The 24610-nt window shown below is 42.0% G+C and carries 16 protein-coding genes, 2 tRNA genes, 3 rRNA genes and 1 pseudogene; 12 read left to right on the forward strand and 10 right to left on the reverse strand.

Annotation, left to right across the window (positions count from 1 at the left end; all coding sequences use genetic code 11):
• Window positions 1-18: 18 nt before the first annotated feature.
• From atpI to asnC, 5 genes are all read right to left on the reverse strand, one after another.
• Complete coding sequence (gene atpI, locus MNY66_RS00145; RefSeq protein WP_047254870.1) at window positions 19-396, reverse strand: F0F1 ATP synthase subunit I; 378 nt, start codon at window positions 394-396, stop codon at window positions 19-21.
• Between the two features lie 602 nt (window positions 397-998).
• Window positions 999-1622, reverse strand: coding sequence for a 16S rRNA (guanine(527)-N(7))-methyltransferase RsmG (gene rsmG, locus MNY66_RS00150; RefSeq protein WP_241501196.1), 624 nt, complete (start codon window positions 1620-1622; stop codon window positions 999-1001).
• 1 nt (window position 1623) lies between these two features.
• Window positions 1624-3513, reverse strand: coding sequence for a tRNA uridine-5-carboxymethylaminomethyl(34) synthesis enzyme MnmG (gene mnmG / locus MNY66_RS00155; protein ID WP_241501197.1), 1890 nt, complete (start codon window positions 3511-3513; stop codon window positions 1624-1626).
• A gap of 377 nt (window positions 3514-3890) precedes the next feature.
• Entirely contained in the window at window positions 3891-4331 is a 441-nt protein-coding gene (gene mioC, locus MNY66_RS00160) for an FMN-binding protein MioC (RefSeq protein ID WP_241501198.1), read from the reverse strand.
• 95 nt (window positions 4332-4426) lie between these two features.
• Window positions 4427-4888 carry a transcriptional regulator AsnC gene (asnC, locus tag MNY66_RS00165; RefSeq protein WP_047255512.1) on the reverse strand — a complete coding sequence of 154 codons (462 nt, stop codon included), beginning with the start codon at window positions 4886-4888 and terminating at the stop codon, window positions 4427-4429.
• 161 nt (window positions 4889-5049) lie between these two features.
• Between asnC and asnA the strand changes: the two genes are divergently transcribed.
• Complete coding sequence (asnA, locus tag MNY66_RS00170) at window positions 5050-6042, forward strand: aspartate--ammonia ligase (RefSeq protein ID WP_241501199.1); 993 nt, start codon at window positions 5050-5052, stop codon at window positions 6040-6042.
• Here the strand turns inward: asnA and viaA are convergent, their stop codons facing one another.
• Together viaA and ravA are read right to left on the reverse strand one after the other, a co-directional pair.
• Window positions 6043-7500, reverse strand: a complete 1458-nt coding sequence (viaA, locus tag MNY66_RS00175) for an ATPase RavA stimulator ViaA (RefSeq protein WP_241501200.1) — start codon at window positions 7498-7500, stop codon at window positions 6043-6045.
• Between the two features lie 2 nt (window positions 7501-7502).
• The gene (gene ravA / locus MNY66_RS00180; protein ID WP_241501201.1) at window positions 7503-9005 is read right to left on the reverse strand and encodes an ATPase RavA; all 1503 of its coding nucleotides are present in this window, start codon (window positions 9003-9005) and stop codon (window positions 7503-7505) included.
• A gap of 418 nt (window positions 9006-9423) precedes the next feature.
• Here ravA and rbsD point away from each other — a divergent pair, with 418 nt between their 5' ends.
• From rbsD to rbsR, 6 genes are read left to right on the forward strand one after another with little or no spacing between them, the layout of a single operon-like run.
• Window positions 9424-9843: a D-ribose pyranase gene (rbsD, locus tag MNY66_RS00185; protein ID WP_047255508.1), complete on the forward strand. Its 420-nt coding sequence runs from the start codon at window positions 9424-9426 to the stop codon at window positions 9841-9843.
• Between the two features lie 7 nt (window positions 9844-9850).
• Complete coding sequence (rbsA, locus tag MNY66_RS00190; RefSeq protein ID WP_241501202.1) at window positions 9851-11365, forward strand: ribose ABC transporter ATP-binding protein RbsA; 1515 nt, start codon at window positions 9851-9853, stop codon at window positions 11363-11365.
• Complete coding sequence (gene rbsC, locus MNY66_RS00195; RefSeq protein WP_047255506.1) at window positions 11362-12327, forward strand: ribose ABC transporter permease; 966 nt, start codon at window positions 11362-11364, stop codon at window positions 12325-12327. The genes rbsA and rbsC overlap by 4 nt, the downstream gene beginning before the upstream one ends.
• 25 nt (window positions 12328-12352) lie before the next feature.
• Window positions 12353-13240: a ribose ABC transporter substrate-binding protein RbsB gene (gene rbsB / locus MNY66_RS00200; RefSeq protein ID WP_047255505.1), complete on the forward strand. Its 888-nt coding sequence runs from the start codon at window positions 12353-12355 to the stop codon at window positions 13238-13240.
• Between the two features lie 58 nt (window positions 13241-13298).
• Window positions 13299-14228 carry a ribokinase gene (gene rbsK, locus MNY66_RS00205; RefSeq protein ID WP_047255504.1) on the forward strand — a complete coding sequence of 310 codons (930 nt, stop codon included), beginning with the start codon at window positions 13299-13301 and terminating at the stop codon, window positions 14226-14228.
• 3 nt (window positions 14229-14231) lie between these two features.
• Window positions 14232-15236, forward strand: coding sequence for a ribose operon transcriptional repressor RbsR (rbsR, locus tag MNY66_RS00210; RefSeq protein ID WP_241501203.1), 1005 nt, complete (start codon window positions 14232-14234; stop codon window positions 15234-15236).
• A 7-nt stretch (window positions 15237-15243) separates the two neighbouring features.
• On the opposite strand, the gene mdtD is transcribed toward rbsR, so the two are convergent.
• Together mdtD and MNY66_RS00220 are read right to left on the reverse strand one after the other, a co-directional pair.
• Window positions 15244-16650, reverse strand: a complete 1407-nt coding sequence (gene mdtD, locus MNY66_RS00215) for a multidrug transporter subunit MdtD (protein WP_047255503.1) — start codon at window positions 16648-16650, stop codon at window positions 15244-15246.
• A gap of 64 nt (window positions 16651-16714) precedes the next feature.
• The gene (locus tag MNY66_RS00220) at window positions 16715-17407 is read right to left on the reverse strand and encodes a FadR/GntR family transcriptional regulator (protein WP_047255502.1); all 693 of its coding nucleotides are present in this window, start codon (window positions 17405-17407) and stop codon (window positions 16715-16717) included.
• A 556-nt stretch (window positions 17408-17963) separates the two neighbouring features.
• Between MNY66_RS00220 and MNY66_RS00225 the strand changes: the two genes are divergently transcribed.
• From MNY66_RS00225 to rrf, 5 genes are all read left to right on the forward strand, one after another.
• Window positions 17964-19506: ribosomal RNA gene (locus MNY66_RS00225) — 16S ribosomal RNA — on the forward strand.
• A 72-nt stretch (window positions 19507-19578) separates the two neighbouring features.
• Window positions 19579-19655, forward strand: a tRNA-Ile gene (locus MNY66_RS00230).
• Window positions 19656-19782: 127 nt separating this feature from the next.
• A tRNA-Ala gene (locus MNY66_RS00235) sits at window positions 19783-19858 on the forward strand.
• A gap of 199 nt (window positions 19859-20057) precedes the next feature.
• A 23S ribosomal RNA gene (locus tag MNY66_RS00240) occupies window positions 20058-22965 on the forward strand.
• 174 nt (window positions 22966-23139) lie between these two features.
• Window positions 23140-23255 (forward strand): 5S ribosomal RNA (rrf, locus tag MNY66_RS00245).
• The 16S, 23S and 5S rRNA genes sit together here with 2 tRNA genes alongside, the layout of an rRNA operon.
• Before the next feature lie 540 nt (window positions 23256-23795).
• Here the strand turns inward: rrf and MNY66_RS17980 are convergent.
• Window positions 23796-24604: pseudogene (locus MNY66_RS17980) on the reverse strand (IS982 family transposase); the annotation flags it as partial.
• Between the last annotated feature and the right edge of the window lie 6 nt (window positions 24605-24610).

The following is a 24610-nucleotide window of genomic DNA, read 5'->3' on the forward strand; positions in this document are numbered from 1 at the left end:
TTTGTAGTTTAAAAATACTTACCGTTTAATAACGGCCGGTGCAACAATCTGAACAATCAGCACCGCTAAATAGGTCAAACCCAGTGGTGTAAATGCCGCTTTAAACACGCCCAACGCAATAACCAGAACTGCAATTGTTGTGACAACTTTTAGCCCTGCTCCTAAAGCGAAATACCAGGCGATGCGGACAGGTTCATCCTCTTCTTTTGCTTTCTGTAAACGAGTTAACAGCATAAATACGATATTTGGTAGCCAGCATGCTAAACCGCCTGCAAAAGCTGAGGCACCCCATTCTATACTATTTGCACAGAAAGCCCCACTGAGGATAACAAAAGTTATTAGCTGAAAGCTTAAATGCTTGCAGTCTAATTTGCGGTTGTAAAGAATTACAGGCATAACTTTTGCTTTCTCCGAGGGATTCCCAGCTTCAGAAACGCTAAGTGTTGTATAAAACTGCCTTTGCTTTAGTGTGTCAAGAGACAAAAACGAGCAAATTATACGGGCAGCCGAAATGAATTCAATCAATAAGTAGCGAAAAGGTGAATAATTATTTAATTTTTTAGAGTCAGCGCAGAAATAGTCACAGATAAGGTGAAATATTTGTTAAATCTCTTACTTTATCTTAAATTTCAAACTGTGATGAAAATCACATAACTAAATTTATATAAAAAAAACGCAATTTAGAACACGCAAAACAAATCAAATAACTACTTATAAATCACCTAATTAACTTAACGTAAATAAAAAATAGAACTTAAACAAAATTTATACGACTAACTAATAATTATCCAAAATAACTGAATCGTTTTAATTAATTAGTTTTAATCGGATTTATCCCCATAACCTTTAATTACCAATGATTACACTTAAGGTTAATTCAATGTAATTGTCAGGTGAAAAACGATTTGTTTAAAACTGTAATTTACGAAAAGAGCAGTAACATTGTAAATATTACTGCCATAGCTCAAAAAGATAAATTTTATTGATAGTAAACAACTTTATTTAATATCGATAATCACCAGATGCCGTTGTTCATCAAGTTCAGGGACTTTAAGTTCCATTACACGATTAATCGGATAATTATCAGGTAATAAAGCGATTTCATCTTCAGGTATAGCACCTTTCAATGCATAGAAGCGACCGTTAGTCTGTGGCAAATGAGCACACCAATGCAGCATGTCCGTTAGCGAAGCAAAAGCACGGCTAATCACCCCATCAAATTTAATTTCAGGCTGATATTCTTCTACACGTGACTGTATAGGCTCTATATTGTTCAACCCCAGCTCATGCTGTACTTGACGAAGAAAACGCACCCGTTTTCCTAGGCTGTCGAGTAACACAAAGTGTGACTCGGGGCGAATGATAGCCAAAGGAACTCCCGGTAATCCAGGCCCGGTACCAACATCAATAAAACGTTCACCATCAAGATGTTCGTTCACCACAATGCTGTCCAAAATATGACGGATTATCATTTGCTCAGGCGCTCTAACTGAGGTCAAATTATATGCCTTATTCCATTTATGTAGCATTTCAACATAACTGATCAGCTGCTGTTTTTGTGGCTCTGTAAGCTCTATTCCAGCCTGAATTAATAGTTTATTTAATTGAGGGAGTAAGCCCATCTTACGCGCTCCTACGCAGAATGCCCTGCTTCTTCAACCAGACCAGCAGAATTGAGATAGCCGCTGGAGTAATACCTGAAATACGCGACGCTTGACCAATGGATGTCGGTTTATGATCATTTAGCTTCGCGATCACTTCATTGGATAATCCTTTAACCTGTTTATAGTCTAAATCAACGGGTAATAAAGTATTTTCATTACGTGACTGACGTTCAATTTCTTCGAGCTGACGCGCAATGTAACCTTCGTATTTTACTTGGATTTCAACTTGCTCTGCGGCTTGTGGATCTTTCAATGCTGGTGAAAAACGATCAATCGATGTCAGCAAGGTATAATTCATTTCAGGGCGGCGTAGCAGATCTTCGCCGTTAGCTTCTTTCGATAATGGTACAGCTAAAATTTCGTTCACTTCATCATGACTGCCAGATTTAGGATTAACCCAAATATCACGCAGACGCTGACGCTCTTTTTCAATCAGCTCTAATTTGCGACTGAAATGTTCCCAACGAACATCATCCACCAAACCTAATTCACGACCTTTTTCGGTTAAACGTAAATCGGCGTTGTCTTCACGGAGCATTAAGCGGTATTCAGCACGAGAGGTAAACATGCGGTACGGTTCTTTAGTTCCTAAAGTGCAGAGATCGTCAACTAATACGCCCATATATGCTTGATCACGGCGAGGGAACCAACCTTCTTGGTCAAAGGCTGACTGCGCTGCATTAAGTCCCGCTAATAGCCCCTGAGATGCCGCTTCTTCGTATCCTGTTGTTCCGTTAATTTGACCAGCAAAGAATAATCCGTGAATAAATTTACTTTCTAGCGTTTGTTTTAAGTCTCTTGGATCAAAGAAATCGTATTCAATGGCATATCCAGGACGAATGATCCGCGCATTTTCCATACCTTTCATCGAATGTACGATCTGCATTTGTACATCAAATGGCAAGCTAGTAGAAATCCCATTTGGATAAATTTCGTTGCTAGTTAATCCTTCAGGCTCAAGGAAGATCTGATGGGAGTCTCTATCTGCAAAACGCATGACTTTATCTTCGATCGATGGGCAATAACGTGGGCCGATCCCTTCGATGATCCCCGCATACATTGGGCTACGATCCAAATTATTGCGGATCACTTCATGTGTTTTTTCATTGGTATAGGTGATATAGCAAGGAAGCTGTTCTGGATGTTGATCTCTATTGCCTAAAAATGAAAATACCGGCGTAGGATTATCGCCTAGTTGTATACCTAATTGGCTAAAATCAATGGTTCTTGCATCAATACGCGGTGGTGTACCTGTTTTTAAGCGATTAACTCGTAATGGTAATGCACGCAAACGTTGTGAAAGTGAGATAGATGGGGGATCACCAGCTCTACCACCGCTGTAATTTTCTAATCCAATATGGATTTTACCATCAAGAAAAGTACCGACGGTTAATACAACGGCTTTAGCTTTAAATTTCAATCCCATACGTGTAACAGCACCTGTTACGCGATCGTTTTCCACAATTAGATCTTCAACGGGCTGCTGAAAAATCATTAAATTTGGTTGATTTTCTAAAGCTGTTCTCACTGCTTGACGATATAAAACTCTATCAGCTTGTGCTCGGGTCGCTCTTACTGCGGGGCCTTTGCTGGCGTTTAATGTCCGAAATTGAATACCTGCTTGGTCGGTAGCTATTGCCATTAAGCCGCCCAAGGCATCAATTTCCTTAACCAGATGTCCCTTTCCGATCCCACCAATGGCTGGGTTACAAGACATCTGACCCAAAGTATCAATGTTGTGAGTCAGCAATAGGGTTTGACGCCCCATACGTGCAGCTGCCATCGCTGCTTCAGTGCCGGCATGACCGCCACCGATCACGATGACGTCAAATTGTTCTGGATAAAACATGTGTGAACCTTAAACGTTAGAATGCAACGTTGTGCATTTCGGGAGGAGAATAGTACTCAAGTTTTGCTGATACACCAAGTCGGTTTGATCCGCCCTTAGTATTTATAAGATCTTTTTATTTAAAGATCTCTTTATTAGATCTATTATTAGGATCGCGATCATCTGTGGATAAGTGAAAAATCGATAGAAAGATCATATCAGTGTAAAGGATCATATACTGTGTATGACCGGTGATCCTATTGCGTATAAGCTGGGATCAAAACGGCTAGTTATCCACAGGCACTGAATGACCCTAAAGTTATACCTTGGATAACTACCGGTTGTTACCGTGTTCATACGTTATTTATCCACAGCTGACTGCTGCTTATTTAACCGATTTATAGATCGTTTGCCCAAATTTTAACCCATTCGCCCGCAGGATCTTCCGGGATTTCGTATTTTTGGACGTCAATTTCTAAACGATCCCCAATTCTTTTCGCACCTTTTTGCTGTAAAAGTGTATCCAGAGTACGGATCGCACCACAAAAAGTATCGTATTCTGAGCTGCCAATACCCACAGCACCAAAACTAACCTTTTCTAGATTGATCTGTTGATCGTTAATCTGTTTAGCAAGCGGTTGAATGTTATCAGGTAGCTCACCAGCACCGTGGGTTGAACAGACGATAATCCAGATCCCTTCTAACGGTAGCTCTTCTAGTTCAGGACCATGCAAAACCTCGGTTTCAAAGCCGCGTGCAATTAGTTCTTCTTCTATATGTTCTGCAACATATTCAGCACTGCCCATCGTGCTGCCACTTATTAAAGTCACTTTTGTCATATTTTGGCATGTCCCAGACTTTTGAAAGAGCGCTATTGTACGCTGTGAATGAGCTGGGATCTACCTGTGGATAATGTGGTTATAACATTTTTTTTCTACGGGGTAATCGTCCGCATGATAGGGTTCTGTAAGGAGATCAGCGTTTCTGTTGATTGGATCTCATCGATGGTTTGTATTTTGTTGATAAGTACATCTTGCAGGGCATCAATTGATCGACACATCACCTTAATAAAAATACTGTATTGCCCAGTGGTGTAGTAAACCTCAACCACCTCTTCTAGCGCATCTAATTTATTGACCGCGGTATGATAATCTTTCGCGCTTTTCAAAATAATGCCGATGAAGCAGCACACATCGAAACCCAGATGCTTAGCGCTAATATCAATTCGCGTACCTGTAATAATGCCTGCTTGTTTCATTTTTTCGACGCGTACGTGAATTGTTCCTGGGCTTACTGCAAATTTTTTGGCTAATTCAGCATAGGGAATACGAGCATTTGCCATTAATTCATGAAGTATTCCTTTATCGAGATTATCGATTTGATAAATTTCGGCCATAAAAACTCTCCATTTTTATTGAATGTTTAATTTTAACTGCTTTTTTTTGAATAATATAAAAGTCTTTTGGTTTTTTTGATATTAGATATTGAATTTATACCCTGTTTTGTTGCTTAATCAATACATCGAGAACGAGAATAAAACAAATTATGGGGTCAATCATGGAAAAATCATTCATCGAACATCAACAACAAATTAGCTTTGTAAAATCGTACTTTTCAAGTTTATTAGAAAAAGAATTGGGCTTAATTGAAGTTCAAGGTCCAATTTTAAGCCGCTTAGGTGATGGTACTCAGGATAACCTTTCTGGCCATGAAAAAGCGGTTCAAGTAAAAGTAAAATCAATTCCGGAAGCAACGTTTGAAGTTGTGCATTCGCTGGCTAAATGGAAACGTAAAACGTTAGGTCGTTATGATTTCCAACCAGGTCAGGGTTTATACACTCATATGAAAGCGCTGCGTCCTGACGAGGATCGCTTAACCCCAATTCATTCTGTCTATGTTGATCAGTGGGATTGGGAAAAAGTGATGGCAGATGAGGAGCGTTCTCTTCCTTATCTGAAACAGACAGTCGGTAAAATCTATCAGGCAATAAAAGAAACAGAACAAGCTGTCAGCAAAGAGTTTGGTCTGGCACCGTTCCTGCCAGATCAAATTCACTTTGTTCATAGTGAAGAACTCTTACAACGTTTCCCTGATTTAGATGCTAAAGGCCGCGAGCGTGCAATAGCCAAAGAGTTAGGTGCAGTATTCCTTATTGGTATTGGTGCACAGCTGTCTGATGGTCAGTATCATGATGTGCGTGCGCCAGACTACGATGACTGGACGACTCAAAACGATGATGGTTTTGTTGGTTTAAACGGCGATATCATTGTTTGGAACCCTGTATTAGAAGACGCATTTGAAATTTCATCAATGGGTATTCGTGTTAACCCAGAAACGCTGAAACGTCAGTTAGCATTAAGTGGAGAAGAAAAACGCCTTGAATTGGAATGGCATCAATCACTGCTTAACGGGGAAATGCCACAATCAATCGGTGGGGGAATTGGTCAATCACGTTTAGTGATGCTATTACTGCAACGGCCTCACATTGGTCAGGTTCAATGCAGCGTATGGTCACCAGAAATCCGTAAATCTGTCAGTGATATGCTGTAATTAATGACGGAATCGGCGTAGCAGTCTGCTTTTTAGCCCGGTATCGAAACGCCAGATATGATCGAATATCTTCATGATGCCGGGTTTCCCATAATTTGATACCGATACCGCATGGAAGCGGTGTTTCTTATGTTGTTGTCTCTCTTTGACTTGTTTAATTAATTCTTCCGGTAATCGTTGAGCTACAAAATCAGAGATAACTACAGCATCAGCATCCTGCCATAATTGTCCATCCATTTTATCAATCGTAGATTTAAGGCAAGCGGCCAGGTCTGTCCCTCCTTTAAATGTTTGATTAAGAAACCGAATACATTGTTCAAGCCCATCAGCAGCGAGTAAATCGTAATGTATAATTTCGGTTGAAAATAGCATGATATGGCAAGCTCGATTATCAGCTAAGGCGATTTTCATTAATGCGAGGCAAAAAGCTTTGGCACAGCGTTCATTAAATCCCCCCATCGACCCAGAGGTATCAATACAAACGATAAAAGGGCCTCGTGGTTGTTGTTCATTATTATGATGAACGATCGGGCGTAAAACTTGGCGTTGCTGCCAACTTTCCCCTTGTAGACGATAGGTCAATAGACGTTTTTCCACCAGCTTGCGATAAAATTCAAATTCTAATTCATCGATACCCAGCATCGCCAGTTCAGCTGGCAATAGACGTAATATGTCATCACTTTGACCAATACCACTGACTTGCTCTGGTTGTGTCTCTGGGACATTTTCGAATACGGTTATTTCTTCAAATATCGGGCTTTCTTCAGGTAATATTTTAGCTGATTGACTTCGACCTAATAGCTGCGCTAATTTTTCAAGTTCAGGTTGCTGCTGTAAAAATTCACTATAACGCATTAATAATTGGTCATTATAAGTAGAAGATATATTAATCCCTTTGCTTAAATCCCATAGCCGACCGGCTGATTGCTCGTTTTCAGCGAAAACTTCTTCTAAATTGCCACTTAATGCCAAGCGATATTGTAACTCCGCCAATAATTGCTGTTGTTCTTGCTCCAGCAACTCGGTATGCAACGTCGTAACTTGTAAGATTAAACTTACTCGCCATTTCTGAATAATTAGTGCTTGACGCGCCGCAGGATTAGCGGATGCGCTAGCAAGTAACTTTTTAGCTTCTGTATAAAAAGGAGAATCAAGTTGCTGTAACTTTTCGATAATTGTGGGTAATCGTTGCTGAAACTCTGCTGTTGATTGACCAATAATACTCTGATAAAGATTAAATTCCTCGGCTAACAGTGGAGGAACCAATGTCTCTTGTAATTTTTGCTTTAAATCCTTTTTCCAGCTAGACAGATCTTTTAATAGCGCTGTTTTGATCCGCGGATGTTTTTCAAAAAATGCAGCTAGCTGGGGGGTTGCGAGCAGTGTAATAACGATCTCTTCAATTAATTGACTTTCATTAACGGAAAGTAATAGATCTAATGTCGCGAGGCTTAACATAATCAGCCTATAATCTGTGAGCGTAACTGGATTAATTTATCCGTTACTTTGATGAAACTACTTTCTATTTCTGCCAGCCAACTATCTTCGATAAATAAGCAAGGTTGTTGCTGCTCAAATTGATACCGCTGTGATTGAATTTCATGCTGAATATCATTTAGTTTTGATAGCCATTCTTTATTATCATCAGCTTTAGTCTCTATAGTTTTATCTTGAATATACAGTGTCGATATTTGGCGACTGATATCTAATAATTGCAGTTGATTTTGACTATTAATCTCAGCTGCAATCTCTTGTTTAAAGCCAATTCCATTTAAATGTGCTGAGAGTGTATTCCCTTTATTTAAAAAGTTTTCTAGGGATTTTTTGTCACAGGTAATAAAAGTAACTTTTATTTCATGTAGATGCAGTGGAGTATGCAGAAAGAGGGTCAATCGTTCTTCATTAATATGATCGGGCAGCGAATAAATGGCTTTTCGACCAAACATACTGTTATTTTTTATGACTCTAAACGCTTGTTGCTGTTGCTTATCCTGCGTTGAGGCGACCCACTGATGATAAAGTTGCTCAATACTGCGGGTAATTTTACGCTGATGCCAACCTTCTTCCTGTAATAAGGTTAAAATAAGTGTCGGGAATAACTTCATTGATTGATGGTCATGCCATAAGCAATCTTTCAATAAAATAATATCTAACGGTGAGACAGCCGTTCGGCCATTAAAGAATGCACTGGCTTGTAAAAGATAAATAGCCTTTTTCCATCGTCTATCTGACACATAGACTGTTTTTTCACCGGCGCTAATTTGTTGGCGTAATTGATAAATAATTTCAAAACAATGATCGGGCAGCGTAATTTGCGGTATGGCTAATTGCCACGCATGATATTCTTCATCTGTTATTTTCAAATGCTCAGGAACTAACTTATCTTCTTTTAATGGCTTATTAGTAAGCAGTGCCCGGAAACTTTGTTTTTCTTGAACTTTATCCAGCCAAATACGAATGAGCATACGGTCATATAACGCTTCGAGGCTATTATCTGCATCTGGTAATTCATTGGATGCAGTAACCAATAAACGCATTGGAATACTGGCTTCGGTATGACCATTTCTAAATTTTCTTTCGTTAATCGCGGTTAGCAAGGTATTAAGAATTGCGGGACCTGCTTTCCAGATTTCATCTAAAAATACCACTTCAGCATCGGGTAAATAGCCTTCAACCAGTCTTTCATAACGGCCTTCATCTTTTAATGCCTGAATAGACAAGGGGCCAAATATTTCTTCGGGCGTAGAGAAACGAGTCATTAAATATTCGAACGCTTTCGCATTACTGAACGCTAATTTCATCCTACGAGCAATTAAACTTTTAGCTATCCCTGGAGGGCCGAGTAAAAAAACACTTTCTCCGCTAAGGGCGGCAAGTAAACATAAGCGGATCGCTTGCTGGCGTTCATATAAGCCACTTTCTAAATAGTTACTCAGTTGGGCAATACGTTCTGCTAACTGCATCTCCGTTCCTTATCAATTTACTGCTCTTATTATTAACAGAAAATATATCAATAAAATTAAATGGTTATTAATAGTATTCCCCCCTGTTATCTCAGACAACAATAGAATACCAACTAATCATGCTTTGTAAGATGTTCTGCTATAAAAGCTACTAACGTTATTGTCATTTCAATTATTTTTATTTTTAGCGATGAATATCCTTATGTGCAATCTATTTCGTTATTTTCTTTGATATCACTCAGTAAAATAACAGAAACGATTCAGCTTTAACTTATTCAATAAGTTAGTTTTTCTCTCTCTATTTACGCGAACGAAACGTTTCGATAGCGATCACAAATATGAAATAAGTTAGTTGAGTTGTTTACGTTTTATCCTACTATCAAAGAAAGCGAAACGTTTCGCTCACTGAGGATAGGAAATGAAAAAGGGTATTTTATTAAATGCGGAGATATCCGCCGTAATTGCGCATATGGGTCATACAGATCACATTACTATCGCCGATGCGGGATTACCTATTCCTCATGGGTCACAACGTATTGATGTCGCCATTACTCACGGACTCCCAGGATTTATGCCGGTATTTTCTGCGATAACTGATGAACTGTATGTTGAAAAAGCAATACTGGCAGAAGAGATAACGCAATTAAATCCTGATGTTGAGCATGCAATCTTAGCGAGATTAAAGGCGTTAGAAATTCAGCAAAATAATAAAATTGAAATTATTTATTGCAGTCATCAAGCCTTAAAACAGATGACCAAAGAGAGTAAAGCGATTGTAAGAACCGGCGAATGTACTCCGTACGCCAATATTATTCTCTGCTCCGGCGTAACCTTCTGAGGTGAATATGCAGCCTTTATTAGCGCTTACAGGCATTGATAAGTCTTTTCCCGGCGTTAAAGCGTTATCCGGCGCCACATTAAATGTTTATCCCGGCCGAGTTATGGCGCTGGTGGGTGAAAATGGTGCCGGTAAATCAACAATGATGAAAGTGCTTACTGGTATTTATCCTAAAGATGCGGGAACTATCACTTATTTAGGCCACGAAGTGGCTTTTCAAGGACCGAAAAGTTCACAAGAAGCGGGTATCGGTATTATTCATCAAGAATTGAATTTAATTCCCGAGCTTACTATTGCAGAAAATATTTTTCTCGGTCGTGAGTTCGTGCGCAGTTTTGGACTGATTGATTGGAAAAAGATGTTTAGCCAAGCTGACAGCCTACTTCAGCGACTTAACCTGCGTTATGACAGCCACAGTTTAATTAGCGATCTCTCTATTGGTGAACAACAGATGGTTGAAATTGCTAAGGTTCTTAGTTTTGAATCCAAAGTTATTATTATGGATGAACCTACCGACGCATTAACCGATACCGAAACAGCCTCATTATTTAAAGTGATTAACGAGCTGAAATCTCAAGGATGCGGAATTGTTTATATTTCTCATCGATTAAAAGAGATTTTTGAGATTTGTGATGATGTGACGGTGTTCCGTGATGGGCAATTTATTGCCGAGAAATCAGTTAGCGAACTGCAAGAAGAGACGCTGATAGAGATGATGGTTGGACGTAAATTAGAAGATCAATATCCACGGATTAACGTACCTGTTGGTAAGCTGCGATTACAAGTTACTGACATCTCTGGCCCTGGTGTAACTCATGCCAGTTTTGAGCTTAAAAGCGGTGAAATCCTAGGAATTTCAGGATTGATGGGCGCTGGGCGCAGTGAATTAATGAAAATTATTTATGGCGCAGCCAAGAAAACGACCGGGGAAATCAAGCTGAATGGTAAAAGTTTAAGTTTAGGGACTCCTCAGGATGGGCTTAATAATGGCATCGTATATATTTCTGAAGATCGAAAACGTGATGGCTTAGTGCTAGGAATGTCGGTTAAAGAGAATATGTCATTGACAGCATTACGTTATTTTAGTCGCTCTGGGGGAACATTAAACCACAAGGAAGAGCAGCAAACCGTGGGTGATTTTATCCGTTTATTTAATATTAAAACGCCATCGATGGATCAGACAATCGGTAATCTTTCCGGTGGGAACCAACAAAAGGTGGCGATTGCTCGAGGATTAATGACACGTCCTAAGGTGCTGATTTTAGATGAGCCTACTCGTGGTGTAGATGTTGGTGCGAAAAAAGAAATTTATCAGCTGATTAATCAATTCAAACAAGAAGGGCTGAGTATTATTCTCGTGTCTTCTGAAATGCCAGAGGTTATGGGAATGAGTGATCGAATTTTGGTTATGCATGAAGGCCATATCAGTGGTGAGTTTGATGCAAAACAGGCCACTCAGGAAGCGTTAATGGCTGCCGCGGTGGGTAAAAAATACGGCTCAGTTCAGGAGTTATCATTATGAGTTCAAATAGCGGGACAGCCTCTAAACGTTGGTTTACAAAAGAATGGCTGATGGAACAAAAATCATTAATCGCTTTATGCGTATTAATTGCTGTGGTTTCGTCTCTGAGCCCTAACTTTTTTACTGTGAATAACTTGTTTAATATTCTCCAGCAAACGTCAGTCAACGCTATTATGGCGGTGGGTATGACGTTAGTGATTTTAACTTCAGGGATTGATTTATCTGTTGGTTCTTTGCTGGCTCTAACCGGTGCTGTGGCCGCTTCAATGGTCGATGCTGATGTTAATGCGCTGGTGGCGGTTGCTGGTGCCTTGGCATTAGGGGCGGGAATTGGTGCCTGTACTGGGATTATTGTTGCTAAAGGTAAAGTGCAGGCATTTATCGCCACGTTAGTGATGATGCTGTTATTGCGTGGGGTAACGCGTGTCTATACGGATGGTAGCCCGATAAATACCGGGTTTAGTGATAATGCCGATTTGTTTGGTTGGTTTGGAATTGGACGTCCTTTGGGTATTCCGACCCCGGTATGGATCATGCTGCTGGTGTTTATTGCCGCATGGTATTTACTGCACCATACTCGTTTAGGTCGTTATATTTACGCATTGGGGGGCAATGAATCTGCGACTCGATTATCCGGTATTAATGTCGACCGAATTAAAATTATCGTTTATGCCCTGTGCGGTTTATTAGCGGCGCTGGCCAGTATTATAGAAGTGGCTCGTTTATCCTCTGCACAACCTATGGCGGGTAATGGCTACGAGTTAGATGCTATTGCCGCCGTAGTTCTCGGCGGGACGAGTTTAGCCGGAGGTAAAGGGCGAATCGTCGGAACATTAATTGGTGCGCTGATCCTCGGATTTTTAAATAATGGGCTCAACCTATTAGGCATCTCTTCCAACTATCAAATGATCGTAAAAGCTGTTGTTATTTTGCTGGCTGTACTTGTTGATAATAAAAAATAACCTTTACCCCTACAGGAATACCCTAATGAAACTTAATAAATTTGCTACTTTATTCTCAGCCGTTGTATTAAGCGCGACAATCAGCGCGAATGCGCTGGCTAAAGATAACATCGCGTTGGTTATTTCAACCTTAAATAATCCATTTTTTGTCACCATGAAAGATAGTGCTCAAAAAGAAGCCGATAAACTGGGATATGAGCTAATTGTCCTTGATTCGCAAGATAATCCAGCTAAAGAGCTGGCTAACGTGCAGGATTTAACTGTGCGTGGTACCAAATTAATGTTGATTAACCCGACTGATTCTGACGCAGTAGGAAATTCTATTTTAATGGCCAATAAAGCCAATATTCCCGTGATCACTTTAGATAGAGCTGCGAATAAAGGTACGGTGGTGAGCCATGTGGCCTCTGATAACCGTATGGGGGGAGAAATGGCCGCTGATTTTATTGCTAGCCAAGTAGGTGAAAATGCCAAGGTTATTCAATTAGAAGGAATTTCAGGAACCTCTGCCGCCCGTGAACGTGGTGAAGGTTTTAATACTGGAGCAAAAGCGCATAAATTTAATATTCTGGCTAGCCAACCCGCTGATTTTGATAGAACTAAAGGCTTAAATGTTATGCAAAACTTGCTGACCGCACATCCTGATGTACAAGCGGTATTTGCTCAGAATGATGAAATGGCTCTGGGCGCGATGCGTGCTATCCAAACATCAGGCAATAACCCAGTTTTAGTGGTTGGTTTTGACGGAACAACTGACGGCATTAAAGTGGTCAAAAGTGGAAAAATGGGCGCAACTATCGCGCAACGTCCAGACCAAATTGGTATTGTAGGTATTCAGATTGCAGACAAAGTACTGAAAGGCGAAAAAGTGGCAGCAACGGTGCCTGTAGAATTAGAACTGATCGTTAAATAAGCTCGCTTAAACTAGACCGCCATTATTTGATGGCGGTCGTACTCAAGGAATAAATGTTATGACAACAGCTAAGCTGGTGGTGTTAGGTAGCATTAATGCTGATCATATTTTAAATATTGATCAGTTCCCTCAACCGGGAGAAACGGTCACAGGGCATCATTATCAGCTCGCTTTCGGCGGTAAGGGGGCAAACCAGGCGGTTGCTGCTGGGCGCAGTGGAGCAAACACCTTATTTATTGCTTGTGTTGGGCAAGATAGTACTGGCGAAAATATCATTAACCAGTTAAAAACAGATAATATTTGTGTTGATTGTATTGATAGTATCAACAGTGAAACTACCGGAATCGCTTTAATTTTCGTCAATCAGCAGGGGGAAAATGTAATAGGCATTAATGCCGGAGCGAATGCACATTTAACTCCAGATAGATTGATGAAATATCAGCATCATATACAACAAAGTTCGGCGTTATTAATGCAATTAGAATCCCCGTTAGAGACAGTTCAGCGGGCTGCTGAAATCGCCAAGCAACATCAAACTCAAATTATTTTAAATCCAGCCCCGGCTCGCGCCTTGCCAGATAGATTACTGGCTTTAATTGATGTCATCACGCCAAATGAAACAGAAGCTGAATTATTGACCGGAATCGCGGTTAACGATCAACAAGGGGCAGCTAAAGCGGCAGCGGCTCTGCATCAAAAAGGAATTGAAAAAGTAATTATTACCTTAGGTGCTCGAGGGGTTTGGTTTAGTCAGCAAGGGCATGAAGGTAAAATTATTGCCGGGTTTAAGGTCAATGCTGTCGATACGATTGCTGCGGGGGATACTTTTAATGGCGCTTATGTGACGGCCATATTAGAAGGTAAATCTGATGAGCAAGCGATTCGTTTTGCCCATGCGGCGGCGGCTATAGCTGTTACGCGCCGGGGTGCTCAACCATCTGTACCTTGGCGTAATGAGATAGATCAGTTTTTATCTGAACAGGATTAATCTGTGGCAACTATGAAAGATGTGGCGCGTGTTGCAGGAGTGTCGACTTCAACCGTTTCACATGTGATCAATAAAAATCGATTTGTCAGCGAAAGTATTATTAAGCGGGTTAATGAAGCTATCGATGCATTAAATTATGCACCTTCCGCGTTAGCTCGTAGCTTAAAAATGAATCGTACCAATACGCTCGGCATGCTACTGACAGCTAGTAATAACCCTTTTTATGCTGAGGTCGTACGAGGTGTAGAACGTAGTTGCTATGAGCGCGGTTATAGTTTAATTCTGTGTAATACAGAAGGGGATTTAAACCGAATGGATCATAGTTTAGAAACCTTATTACAAAAGCGTGTTGATGGCTTGTTAATGATGTGCTCTGAAGTCCAAGGACCTTCACCTGAAATATTAAAGCGATATCCCGCGGTACCAACAGTGATGATGGATTGGTCGCCATACGGTTCTGAGGGCGATATTATTCAGGATAATTCATTGCTTGGTGGAGAGATAGCAACGCGTTATTTAATTGAATCGGGTTTTACTCGTATTGCCTGTATTGCTGGACCACAAGATAAATCACCGGCTCAATACCGATTGCAAGGATTTAAACAAGCGATGAGACAGGCTTCATTAGTGGTGCCTGAAGATTATATTGTGGTCAGTGATTTTGAATTTTCTGGGGGATTTGATGCCATGAATCAATTACTGGATCTTGCTTCGCCACCACAGGCTATTTTTGCTGGTAATGATGCGATGGCGGTAGGTGCATATCAGGCTGCATTTCAGCGCGGTATTTCTATTCCAGATGATATCTCTATTATTGGCTACGATGATATCGATTTAGCATCTTATATGATCCCCCCATTAACTACTATTCATCAAACTAAAGATGAATTAGGTAAATTAGCGGTAGAAAAATTATTGTATCGTTTAGATAACCCAGACAGTGAATCAACTATTTCAGTACTGACGCCCAAATTGATTGAGCGTCAGTCAGTGAAGCGCGATAATTAATTTATTATTAACTGGCTTTAGTCTTAGCTGTTTTGCTTTTAATAAGATTTTGTCCATCTTCTTTATGTAATAGTAAGAAGACAAATGAAGAAAATAGGGTGATCACGCCAACAGTAATAAAGGTATAGTGAAAATCGCTGACCGTATTGCTTTCCGGTTGAGCTTCAAAATAACCTAAGATTGAAGCACTTACGGCAATACCGAAACTAATCGCCAGTTGCTGAGTGACAGCTAACATGCTGTTACCTGAACTGGCGTTATTGTCGGTTAAGTCAGCCAAAGCAATGGTATTCATGGCGGTAAATTGTGTTGACATTACACATCCCAATAAGAACATAGGGATCACAAGCATATAAATAGACATACCCGGTGACTGTAATGAGAATTGAGCTATCATCAAACCAATAATTAAGGTAATCGTAAATAAGGTATTTCGATAGCCAAAACGTGTAAGAATGCCTGTTACTGTAGATTTAGCTAAAATAGACCCAATCGCCATAGGCGCCATAATCATTCCAGCAATGACGGCTTCATAACCAAATCCTACTTGCAGCATTAAAGGTATAAGAAACGGAATACAGCCAGTACCTAAGCGAGTGGCAATATTACCGCTAATACCAATAGTGAATGTCCGCGTTTTAAATAGATTTAACGGGATAATAGGATTTTTAGCCCGACGAGCATGGAATATATAGAGTAGAAGAAGAAATAATCCTCCTAAAATAACTGTATAAGGAATATATCGAGGTAAAGCTCTATTCCCGAACAGGTCAAGACTCACAGATAACATCACTAGCCCAAAGCCAAATAAAATAAAACCTAATAAATCAAACGAGCGTTTCGGCATTTTAAAATCGGGCATATATTTTAGGGCATAAAGAATACCCAAAATACCAATCGGGATATTAATAATAAAAATCCAATGCCAAGTTGCATAGGTAACTAAGATCCCCCCGAGTAATGGACCTAATATTGGCCCAACTAATCCAGGCATAGTGACAAAGTTAAGAATAGGTAATAACTCACTACGTGGATAGGCCCTCAATAATGCTAAGCGTGCAACGGGCATCATCATCGCTCCGCCAATACCTTGAATCACTCGCGATGTGACTAAAAAGGATAATGAGGGCGATAAAGCACATAATAAGGAACCAAAAGAAAATAAAGATACCGCCAGTAAAAATACGCGCCGAGTCCCAAACCGATCTGCAAACCATCCACTCACCGGGATTAGTAATGCGACAGTTAACGTATAGCTAATAACTGCAGATTGCATGGCTAAGGGGGAATGATCTAAACTTTTTGCGATATCAGGTAATGCGGTATTAAGAATAGTCGCATCTAATGATTGCATGAAAAAAGCCATGGCGGCAATCCAAGGCAAACCGGACATGTTTTGAGCTGATTTTAACATTGAATAACCTGTACATATAAGTGATGCGATAAAAGTAACGTTCGCTGATATTTTCTTTCTATCTTTAATTACGTGCGGTTGTTAGTAAATCATGGCAAATAGTAAACGCTTTCTGTGCTTCACCAGCAACGATAGCATTAACTAATTGTTGGTGTGTATCTACTTCTATAACTTCATCTTTAGTTATAGCATCGAAGTAATTTTGATAGGCCGAACGGAATAAGCTGGCGAAAGAAATTAAAAATGGATTACCGCATGAATGATAAATAGCTTGATGAAACTGATAATCAACTTCAATCCAGCGTTGACGTTCAAACTCTTTATCTAGCTGCGCCATTTCCATGGCGAAAAGTTGTAACGTATGTTTTTGCTGTTCTGTGGCATGTAATGCGGCCAAGAAACAAGCCTGTGGCTCAATAGCTAGTCGTACAAAATGAAAATGTTGGATAACATGATTCAAATTATCGCCACTCATCCACCATTTCAGCAGGTCTTGATCTAGATAATTCCAGTTTGCCGAGGGCATAATTCGCGTGCCAATACGTGGACGTGGTAATAGCATACCTTTCGCCGCTAACATTTTGATTGCTTCCCGTATGGCTGTTCGGCTAGCTTGAAATTGCTCGGACAGTTCTAATTCCCCAGGAAGAATACTTTCAGGAGGATAATCACCAAAAAGAATTTTTTTACCTAATTGCTCTGCAATTAAATAAGATAGGTTTTTTTCTGAGGCGATTTTCTGTTCGGTAAATTGCATATTGACTCTCTACTATTACTTTTGACCTTTATCTTACGTTAGATCTTACTTTAGGCACGAGGCTAATACTGCTGAAATAAACTAATTATTACCCAATTAGCTGCATTTTAATTCATTTTGTTGAAAAAAAACGCGAACGATAAATTAATTCAAAAAAACAGTTGCCAGAAAAATCTCATCCCCTATAATGCGCTCCGTTGTCACGACAAACCGGCCGAACGGTTGAGTTTGAAAGTTCCAAAGCGCAGTAAGCGCCTTGAAAAACAGCGGGATGATGGAGGTGATGGTCGAAGTAGTTCGGAAAGAAAGTTGAAAATAAATGCTTGACTTCCTGAATGAAAAGAGTAATATACGCCACCTCGCAACAAGAACCTTAACGAGTTACCTTAAGCCTTGTTGCAACGCTCTTTAACAATTTATCAGACAATCTGTGTGGGCACTCACAAGACACTATCGAAATAAAAAATATTTTTGATTTTAAGTCTTAAAGAGTGACTAACACGTTAATTCATATATGAATAAATGAAGTCAGTTTAATTCTTTGAGCATCAAACTTTAATTGAAGAGTTTGATCATGGCTCAGATTGAACGCTGGCGGCAGGCCTAACACATGCAAGTCGAGCGGTAACAGGAAGAAGCTTGCTTCTTTGCTGACGAGCGGCGGACGGGTGAGTAATGTATGGGGATCTGCCTGACAGAGGGGGATAACTACTGGAAACGGTAGCTAATACCGCATAATCTCTAAGGAGCAAAGCAGGGGACCTTCGGGCCTTGCGCTGTCGGATGAACCCATATGGGATTAGCTAGTAGGTGAGGTAATGGCTCACCTAGGCGACGATCTCTAGCTGGTCTGAGAGGATGATCAGCCACACTGGGACTGAGACACGGCCCAGACTCCTACGGGAGGCAGCAGTGGGGAATATTGCACAATGGGCGCAAGCCTGATGCAGCCATGCCGCGTGTATGAAGAAGGCCTTAGGGTTGTAAAGTACTTTCAGTCGGGAGGAAGGCGTTGATATTAATACTATCAGCGATTGACGTTACCGACAGAAGAAGCACCGGCTAACTCCGTGCCAGCAGCCGCGGTAATACGGGGGGTGCAAGCGTTAATCGGAATTACTGGGCGTAAAGCGCACGCAGGCGGTTGATTAAGTTAGATGTGAAATCCCCGGGCTTAACCTGGGAATGGCATCTAAAACTGGTCAGCTAGAGTCTTGTAGAGGGGGGTAGAATTCCATGTGTAGCGGTGAAATGCGTAGAGATGTGGAGGAATACCGGTGGCGAAGGCGGCCCCCTGGACAAAGACTGACGCTCAGGTGCGAAAGCGTGGGGAGCAAACAGGATTAGATACCCTGGTAGTCCACGCTGTAAACGATGTCGATTTGGAGGTTGTTCCCTTGAGGAGTGGCTTCCGGAGCTAACGCGTTAAATCGACCGCCTGGGGAGTACGGCCGCAAGGTTAAAACTCAAATGAATTGACGGGGGCCCGCACAAGCGGTGGAGCATGTGGTTTAATTCGATGCAACGCGAAGAACCTTACCTACTCTTGACATCCAGAGAATTTAGCAGAGATGCTTTAGTGCCTTCGGGAACTCTGAGACAGGTGCTGCATGGCTGTCGTCAGCTCGTGTTGTGAAATGTTGGGTTAAGTCCCGCAACGAGCGCAACCCTTATCCTTTGTTGCCAGCACGTAATGGTGGGAACTCAAGGGAGACTGCCGGTGATAAACCGGAGGAAGGTGGGGATGACGTCAAGTCATCATGGCCCTTACGAGTAGGGCTACACACGTGCTACAATGGCGCATACAAAGAGAAGCGAACTCGCGAGAGCCAGCGGAACTCATAAAGTGCGTCGTAGTCCGGATTGGAGTCTGCAACTCGACTCCATGAAGTCGGAATCGCTAGTAATCGTAGATCAGAATGCTACGGTGAATACGTTCCCGGGCCTTGTACACACCGCCCGTCACACCATGGGAGTGGGTTGCAAAAGAAGTAGGTAGCTTAACCTTCGGGGGGGCGCTTACCACTTTGTGATTCATGACTGGGGTGAAGTCGTAACAAGGTAACCGTAGGGGAACCTGCGGTTGGATCACCTCCTTACCTAAATTCGAAGTTGAATGTGAAGTGCTCACACAGATTGTCTGATAGAAAAGTAGAGCAAATGGTATCAATAGGCTTGTAGCTCAGGTGGTTAGAGCGCACCCCTGATAAGGGTGAGGTCGGTGGTTCAAGTCCACTCAGGCCTACCAAAATCGAATAATGCGGTGTTGAGTTCGTTGGTTTACATTGTAAACACAATGAGGATTCGCTGACTGAGTTCGATTTAGCTTTTTATAACGATTAATAACCGTTATTAGGTACTGTTATACTTGTTATGGGGCTATAGCTCAGCTGGGAGAGCGCCTGCCTTGCACGCAGGAGGTCAGCGGTTCGATCCCGCTTAGCTCCACCATAACAATTGCTCGTTAAATAATGATTAAGCTGACTTATTGAGTCGGCTTAACAATTATGCTCTTTAATAATCTGGAACAAGCTGAAAATTGAAAACAACGGTATTCTTTGTCGAAAGAATACCAGAGTCTCTCAAAATACTCAGACCCCAAGGTTTTATCGCTGTGCTTGCAGTGATAAAAGACACCTTCGGGTTGTGAGGTTAAGCGAATAAGCGTACACGGTGGATGCCTAGGCAGTCAGAGGCGATGAAGGACGTGCTAATCTGCGAAAAGCGTCGGTGAGCTGATATGAAGCGTTATTAGCCGACGATGTCCGAATGGGGAAACCCGGTGCACTTTGGTGCATCATCATTTAGTGAATACATAGCTAAATGAAGCGAACCGAGGGAACTGAAACATCTCAGTACCTCGAGGAAAAGAAATCAACCGAGATTCCCCTAGTAGCGGCGAGCGAACGGGGAGCAGCCCAGAACCAACATCAACGCTAGCATTAAGAGAACAGTCTGGAAAGTCTGGCAGTAAAGGGTGATAGCCCCGTATCTGAAAATGTTAGTGTTGTGAGTTCGACGAGTAGGGCGGGACACGTGTTATCCTGTCTGAATATGGGGGGACCATCCTCCAAGGCTAAATACTCCTGACTGACCGATAGTGAACCAGTACCGTGAGGGAAAGGCGAAAAGAACCCCGGCGAGGGGAGTGAAATAGAACCTGAAACCGTGTACGTACAAGCAGTGGGAGCCTTGATTTATCAGGGTGACTGCGTACCTTTTGTATAATGGGTCAGCGACTTATATTCTGTAGCAAGGTTAACCGAATAGGGGAGCCGTAGGGAAACCGAGTCTTAACTGGGCGAATGAGTTGCAGGGTATAGACCCGAAACCCGGTGATCTAGCCATGGGCAGGTTGAAGGTTGGGTAACACTAACTGGAGGACCGAACCGACTAATGTTGAAAAATTAGCGGATGACTTGTGGCTGGGGGTGAAAGGCCAATCAAACCGGGAGATAGCTGGTTCTCCCCGAAAGCTATTTAGGTAGCGCCTCGTGAATTCATCTTCGGGGGTAGAGCACTGTTTCGACTAGGGGGTCATCCCGACTTACCAACTCGATGCAAACTACGAATACCGAAGAATGTTATCACGGGAGACACACGGCGGGTGCTAACGTTCGTCGTGAAGAGGGAAACAACCCAGACCGCCAGCTAAGGTCCCAAAGTCATAGTTAAGTGGGAAACGAAGTGGAAAGGCTCAGACAGCCAGGATGTTGGCTTAGAAGCAGCCATCATTTAAAGAAAGCGTAATAGCTCACTGGTCGAGTCGGTCTGCGCGGAAGATGTAACGGGGCTAAACTATGCACCGAAGCTGCGGCAGCGATATTTAAATATTGTTGGGTAGGGGAGCGTTCTGTAAGCCTGCGAAGGTGTGCTGTGAGGCATGCTGGAGGTATCAGAAGTGCGAATGCTGACATAAGTAACGATAATGCGGGTGAAAAACCCGCACGCCGGAAGACCAAGGGTTCCTGTCCAACGTTAATCGGGGCAGGGTGAGTCGACCCCTAAGGCGAGGCTGAAAAGCGTAGTCGATGGGCAACGGGTTAATATTCCCGTACTGGTGATAATTGCGATGGGGGGACGGAGAAGGCTAAGTTAGCTGGGCGACGGTTGTCCCGGTTTAAGGATGTAGGTGGGTGAATTAGGCAAATCCGGTTCACTATACACTGAGGTCTGATGACGAGTCACTACGGTGATGAAGTAACTGATGCCATGCTTCCAGGAAAAGCCTCTAAGCTCTAGATTATCATTAATCGTACCCCAAACCGACACAGGTGGTCAGGTAGAGAATACTAAGGCGCTTGAGAGAACTCGGGTGAAGGAACTAGGCAAAATGGTGCCGTAACTTCGGGAGAAGGCACGCTGGCGCTAGGTGAAGTGATTTACTCACGGAGCTGAAGCCAGTCGCAGATACCAGCTGGCTGCAACTGTTTATTAAAAACACAGCACTGTGCAAACACGAAAGTGGACGTATACGGTGTGACGCCTGCCCGGTGCTGGAAGGTTAATTGATGGGGTTAGCGTAAGCGAAGCTCTTGATCGAAGCCCCAGTAAACGGCGGCCGTAACTATAACGGTCCTAAGGTAGCGAAATTCCTTGTCGGGTAAGTTCCGACCTGCACGAATGGCGTAATGATGGCCAGGCTGTCTCCACCCGAGACTCAGTGAAATTGAACTCGCTGTGAAGATGCAGTGTACCCGCGGCAAGACGGAAAGACCCCGTGAACCTTTACTATAGCTTGACACTGAACATTGAGCCTTGATGTGTAGGATAGGTGGGAGGCTTTGAAGTGTGGACGCCAGTCTGCATGGAGCCAACCTTGAAATACCACCCTTTAATGTTTGATGTTCTAACGTAGACCCATTATCTGGGTTGCGGACAGTGTCTGGTGGGTAGTTTGACTGGGGCGGTCTCCTCCCAAAGAGTAACGGAGGAGCACGAAGGTTAGCTAATCACGGTCGGACATCGTGAGGTTAGTGCAATGGCATAAGCTAGCTTGACTGCGAGAGTGACGGCTCGAGCAGGTACGAAAGTAGGTCATAGTGATCCGGTGGTTCTGAATGGAAGGGCCATCGCTCAACGGATAAAAGGTACTCCGGGGATAACAGGCTGATACCGCCCAAGAGTTCATATCGACGGCGGTGTTTGGCACCTCGATGTCGGCTCATCACATCCTGGGGCTGAAGTAGGTCCCAAGGGTACGGCTGTTCGCCGTTTAAAGTGGTACGCGAGCTGGGTTTAGAACGTCGTGAGACAGTTCGGTCCCTATCTGCCGTGGGCGTTGGAAGATTGAAAGGGGCTGCTCCTAGTACGAGAGGACCGGAGTGGACGCACCACTGGTGTTCGGGTTGTCATGCCAATGGCATTGCCCGGTAGCTAAGTGCGGAAGAGATAACCGCTGAAAGCATCTAAGCGGGAAACTTGCCTTGAGATGAGTCTTCCCTGACTCCTTGAGAGTCCTGAAGGAACGTTTAAGACTAAGACGTTGATAGGCTGGGTGTGTAAGCGGTGCGAGCCGTTGAGCTAACCAGTACTAATGAACCGAGAGGCTTAACCTTACAACACCGAAGGTGTTTTAGAGAGACACTGAATGATTTAGCGATTTATTTTGGTGAATAACGAAATAATGAGATAAATCAGGAAAGAATATTGTTTAAAATGACAGCTTGTTCAAGATTAAAGTTAATGTGATGGAAGCCGGAAGGTGACATCATGTTGACAGACAGAATATGTCTGGCGGCGATAGCGCGGTGGTCCCACCTGACCCCATGCCGAACTCAGAAGTGAAACGCCGTAGCGCCGATGGTAGTGTGGGGTCTCCCCATGTGAGAGTAGGGAACTGCCAGACTTTAATAAAGACGAAGAAGCCACCCAATAGGGTGGCTTTTTTGCGTCTATTATTTCTGTGCTAAAGTTCTGTATGTAACATTATTTTCTTATATGCTTTAATTAATTATCTGATGATTATAAGTGGATTTATTTATATTCGGTCTATATTCAGTCAGATTTACATCAGGCTTGTAGAAAGTTATTCCTTACTCCCCCTGTATTCATATAAGTAAAAACTGAGCACAAAGATCCTTTTAAAAAACAGCTTTCCTTGATAGTGAAAAATCATGCCACTTAATACAATTGATTGAAATTTCTGATAAAAAGCCATATTGTACTCGGTTATGTGGCATATGTTTTTTAGGTTTTTAAATGTTCTGCTTATATGAAAAATGAGTTTTTAACAAAATGTGGAATTATATTTCGCAAAAATTTAGTTAATATCTGTGAATATTAGAAGTTAGATATTGAGCAATACTGATAATTGACAATATAGGGTAAGAGCGAGGTTGTGGGATGCTACTATCTATTAAATAAAATTAACTAACCTGAACTCGGTTTAAGCCATAACTCGAAGTCCTATTTTTAGGTATTTGATTGCTTCAGTGATGGCTTATTTGGTTTCAGACAATAAGCGACTAAACTACCCAGTAAATTCAGTATAAAACAGTGTAAACTTCTATGACTCGAATGCTCAATTTGAATAATATTTTTTAACGGGTTATTAATTGTTCCAATAAGAAATCGTTTAGTTAACATCGCTCTATCCCAAGCTGCTAACAGTTTTGGCTTCATGTTTTTACGATGTCCTGTGATCAACGTTATCCCGTCCATTTCTAAATCTTCCGCTAAGGCTTGGGCAATGTAACCTTTATCGGCATAAAGTTTATTTAAACGTCGTTTTTATAAGCCTCGAACTGGCGTTCTATCATCAATATTTGCGGGCGTTAGCTTAGCCGCGACAATTTCACCCAGAAGATTCACGATTAAATGTAATTTATCCGTAAAACCAACCCATCGAACCTTTTCCTCTCGCTGTCCGTATCGTTAAAAACTTTATGACTAGATATCCGCAAGTTATGGCATACTTTTAGATTCGTTGAATCAATAAATTCGATACCTGTTGGCTGACCTTTAACATGAGTAAAAAAGGAACTTAATGGCACTAAAACGGTTGGCATGACGTCAAGAAAACGGGGGGAGCTCAATAAGGTTGGAAACTTTTTTTGTGGTATATCGCAATGAATCCAAAGTAAAATGATTAAAATTACGCTGATGAGATAAATGTAAATGAAAGGCGATGATAATAGTGATTATCTCACTCGTACTCATGCGACCTTGACGTAAAAACTGGTGTTCACCACTTTTGCGGAT

Origin of the sequence: Moellerella wisconsensis (assembly GCF_022592395.1) — a bacterium.
GTDB lineage: Bacteria > Pseudomonadota > Gammaproteobacteria > Enterobacterales > Enterobacteriaceae > Moellerella > Moellerella wisconsensis.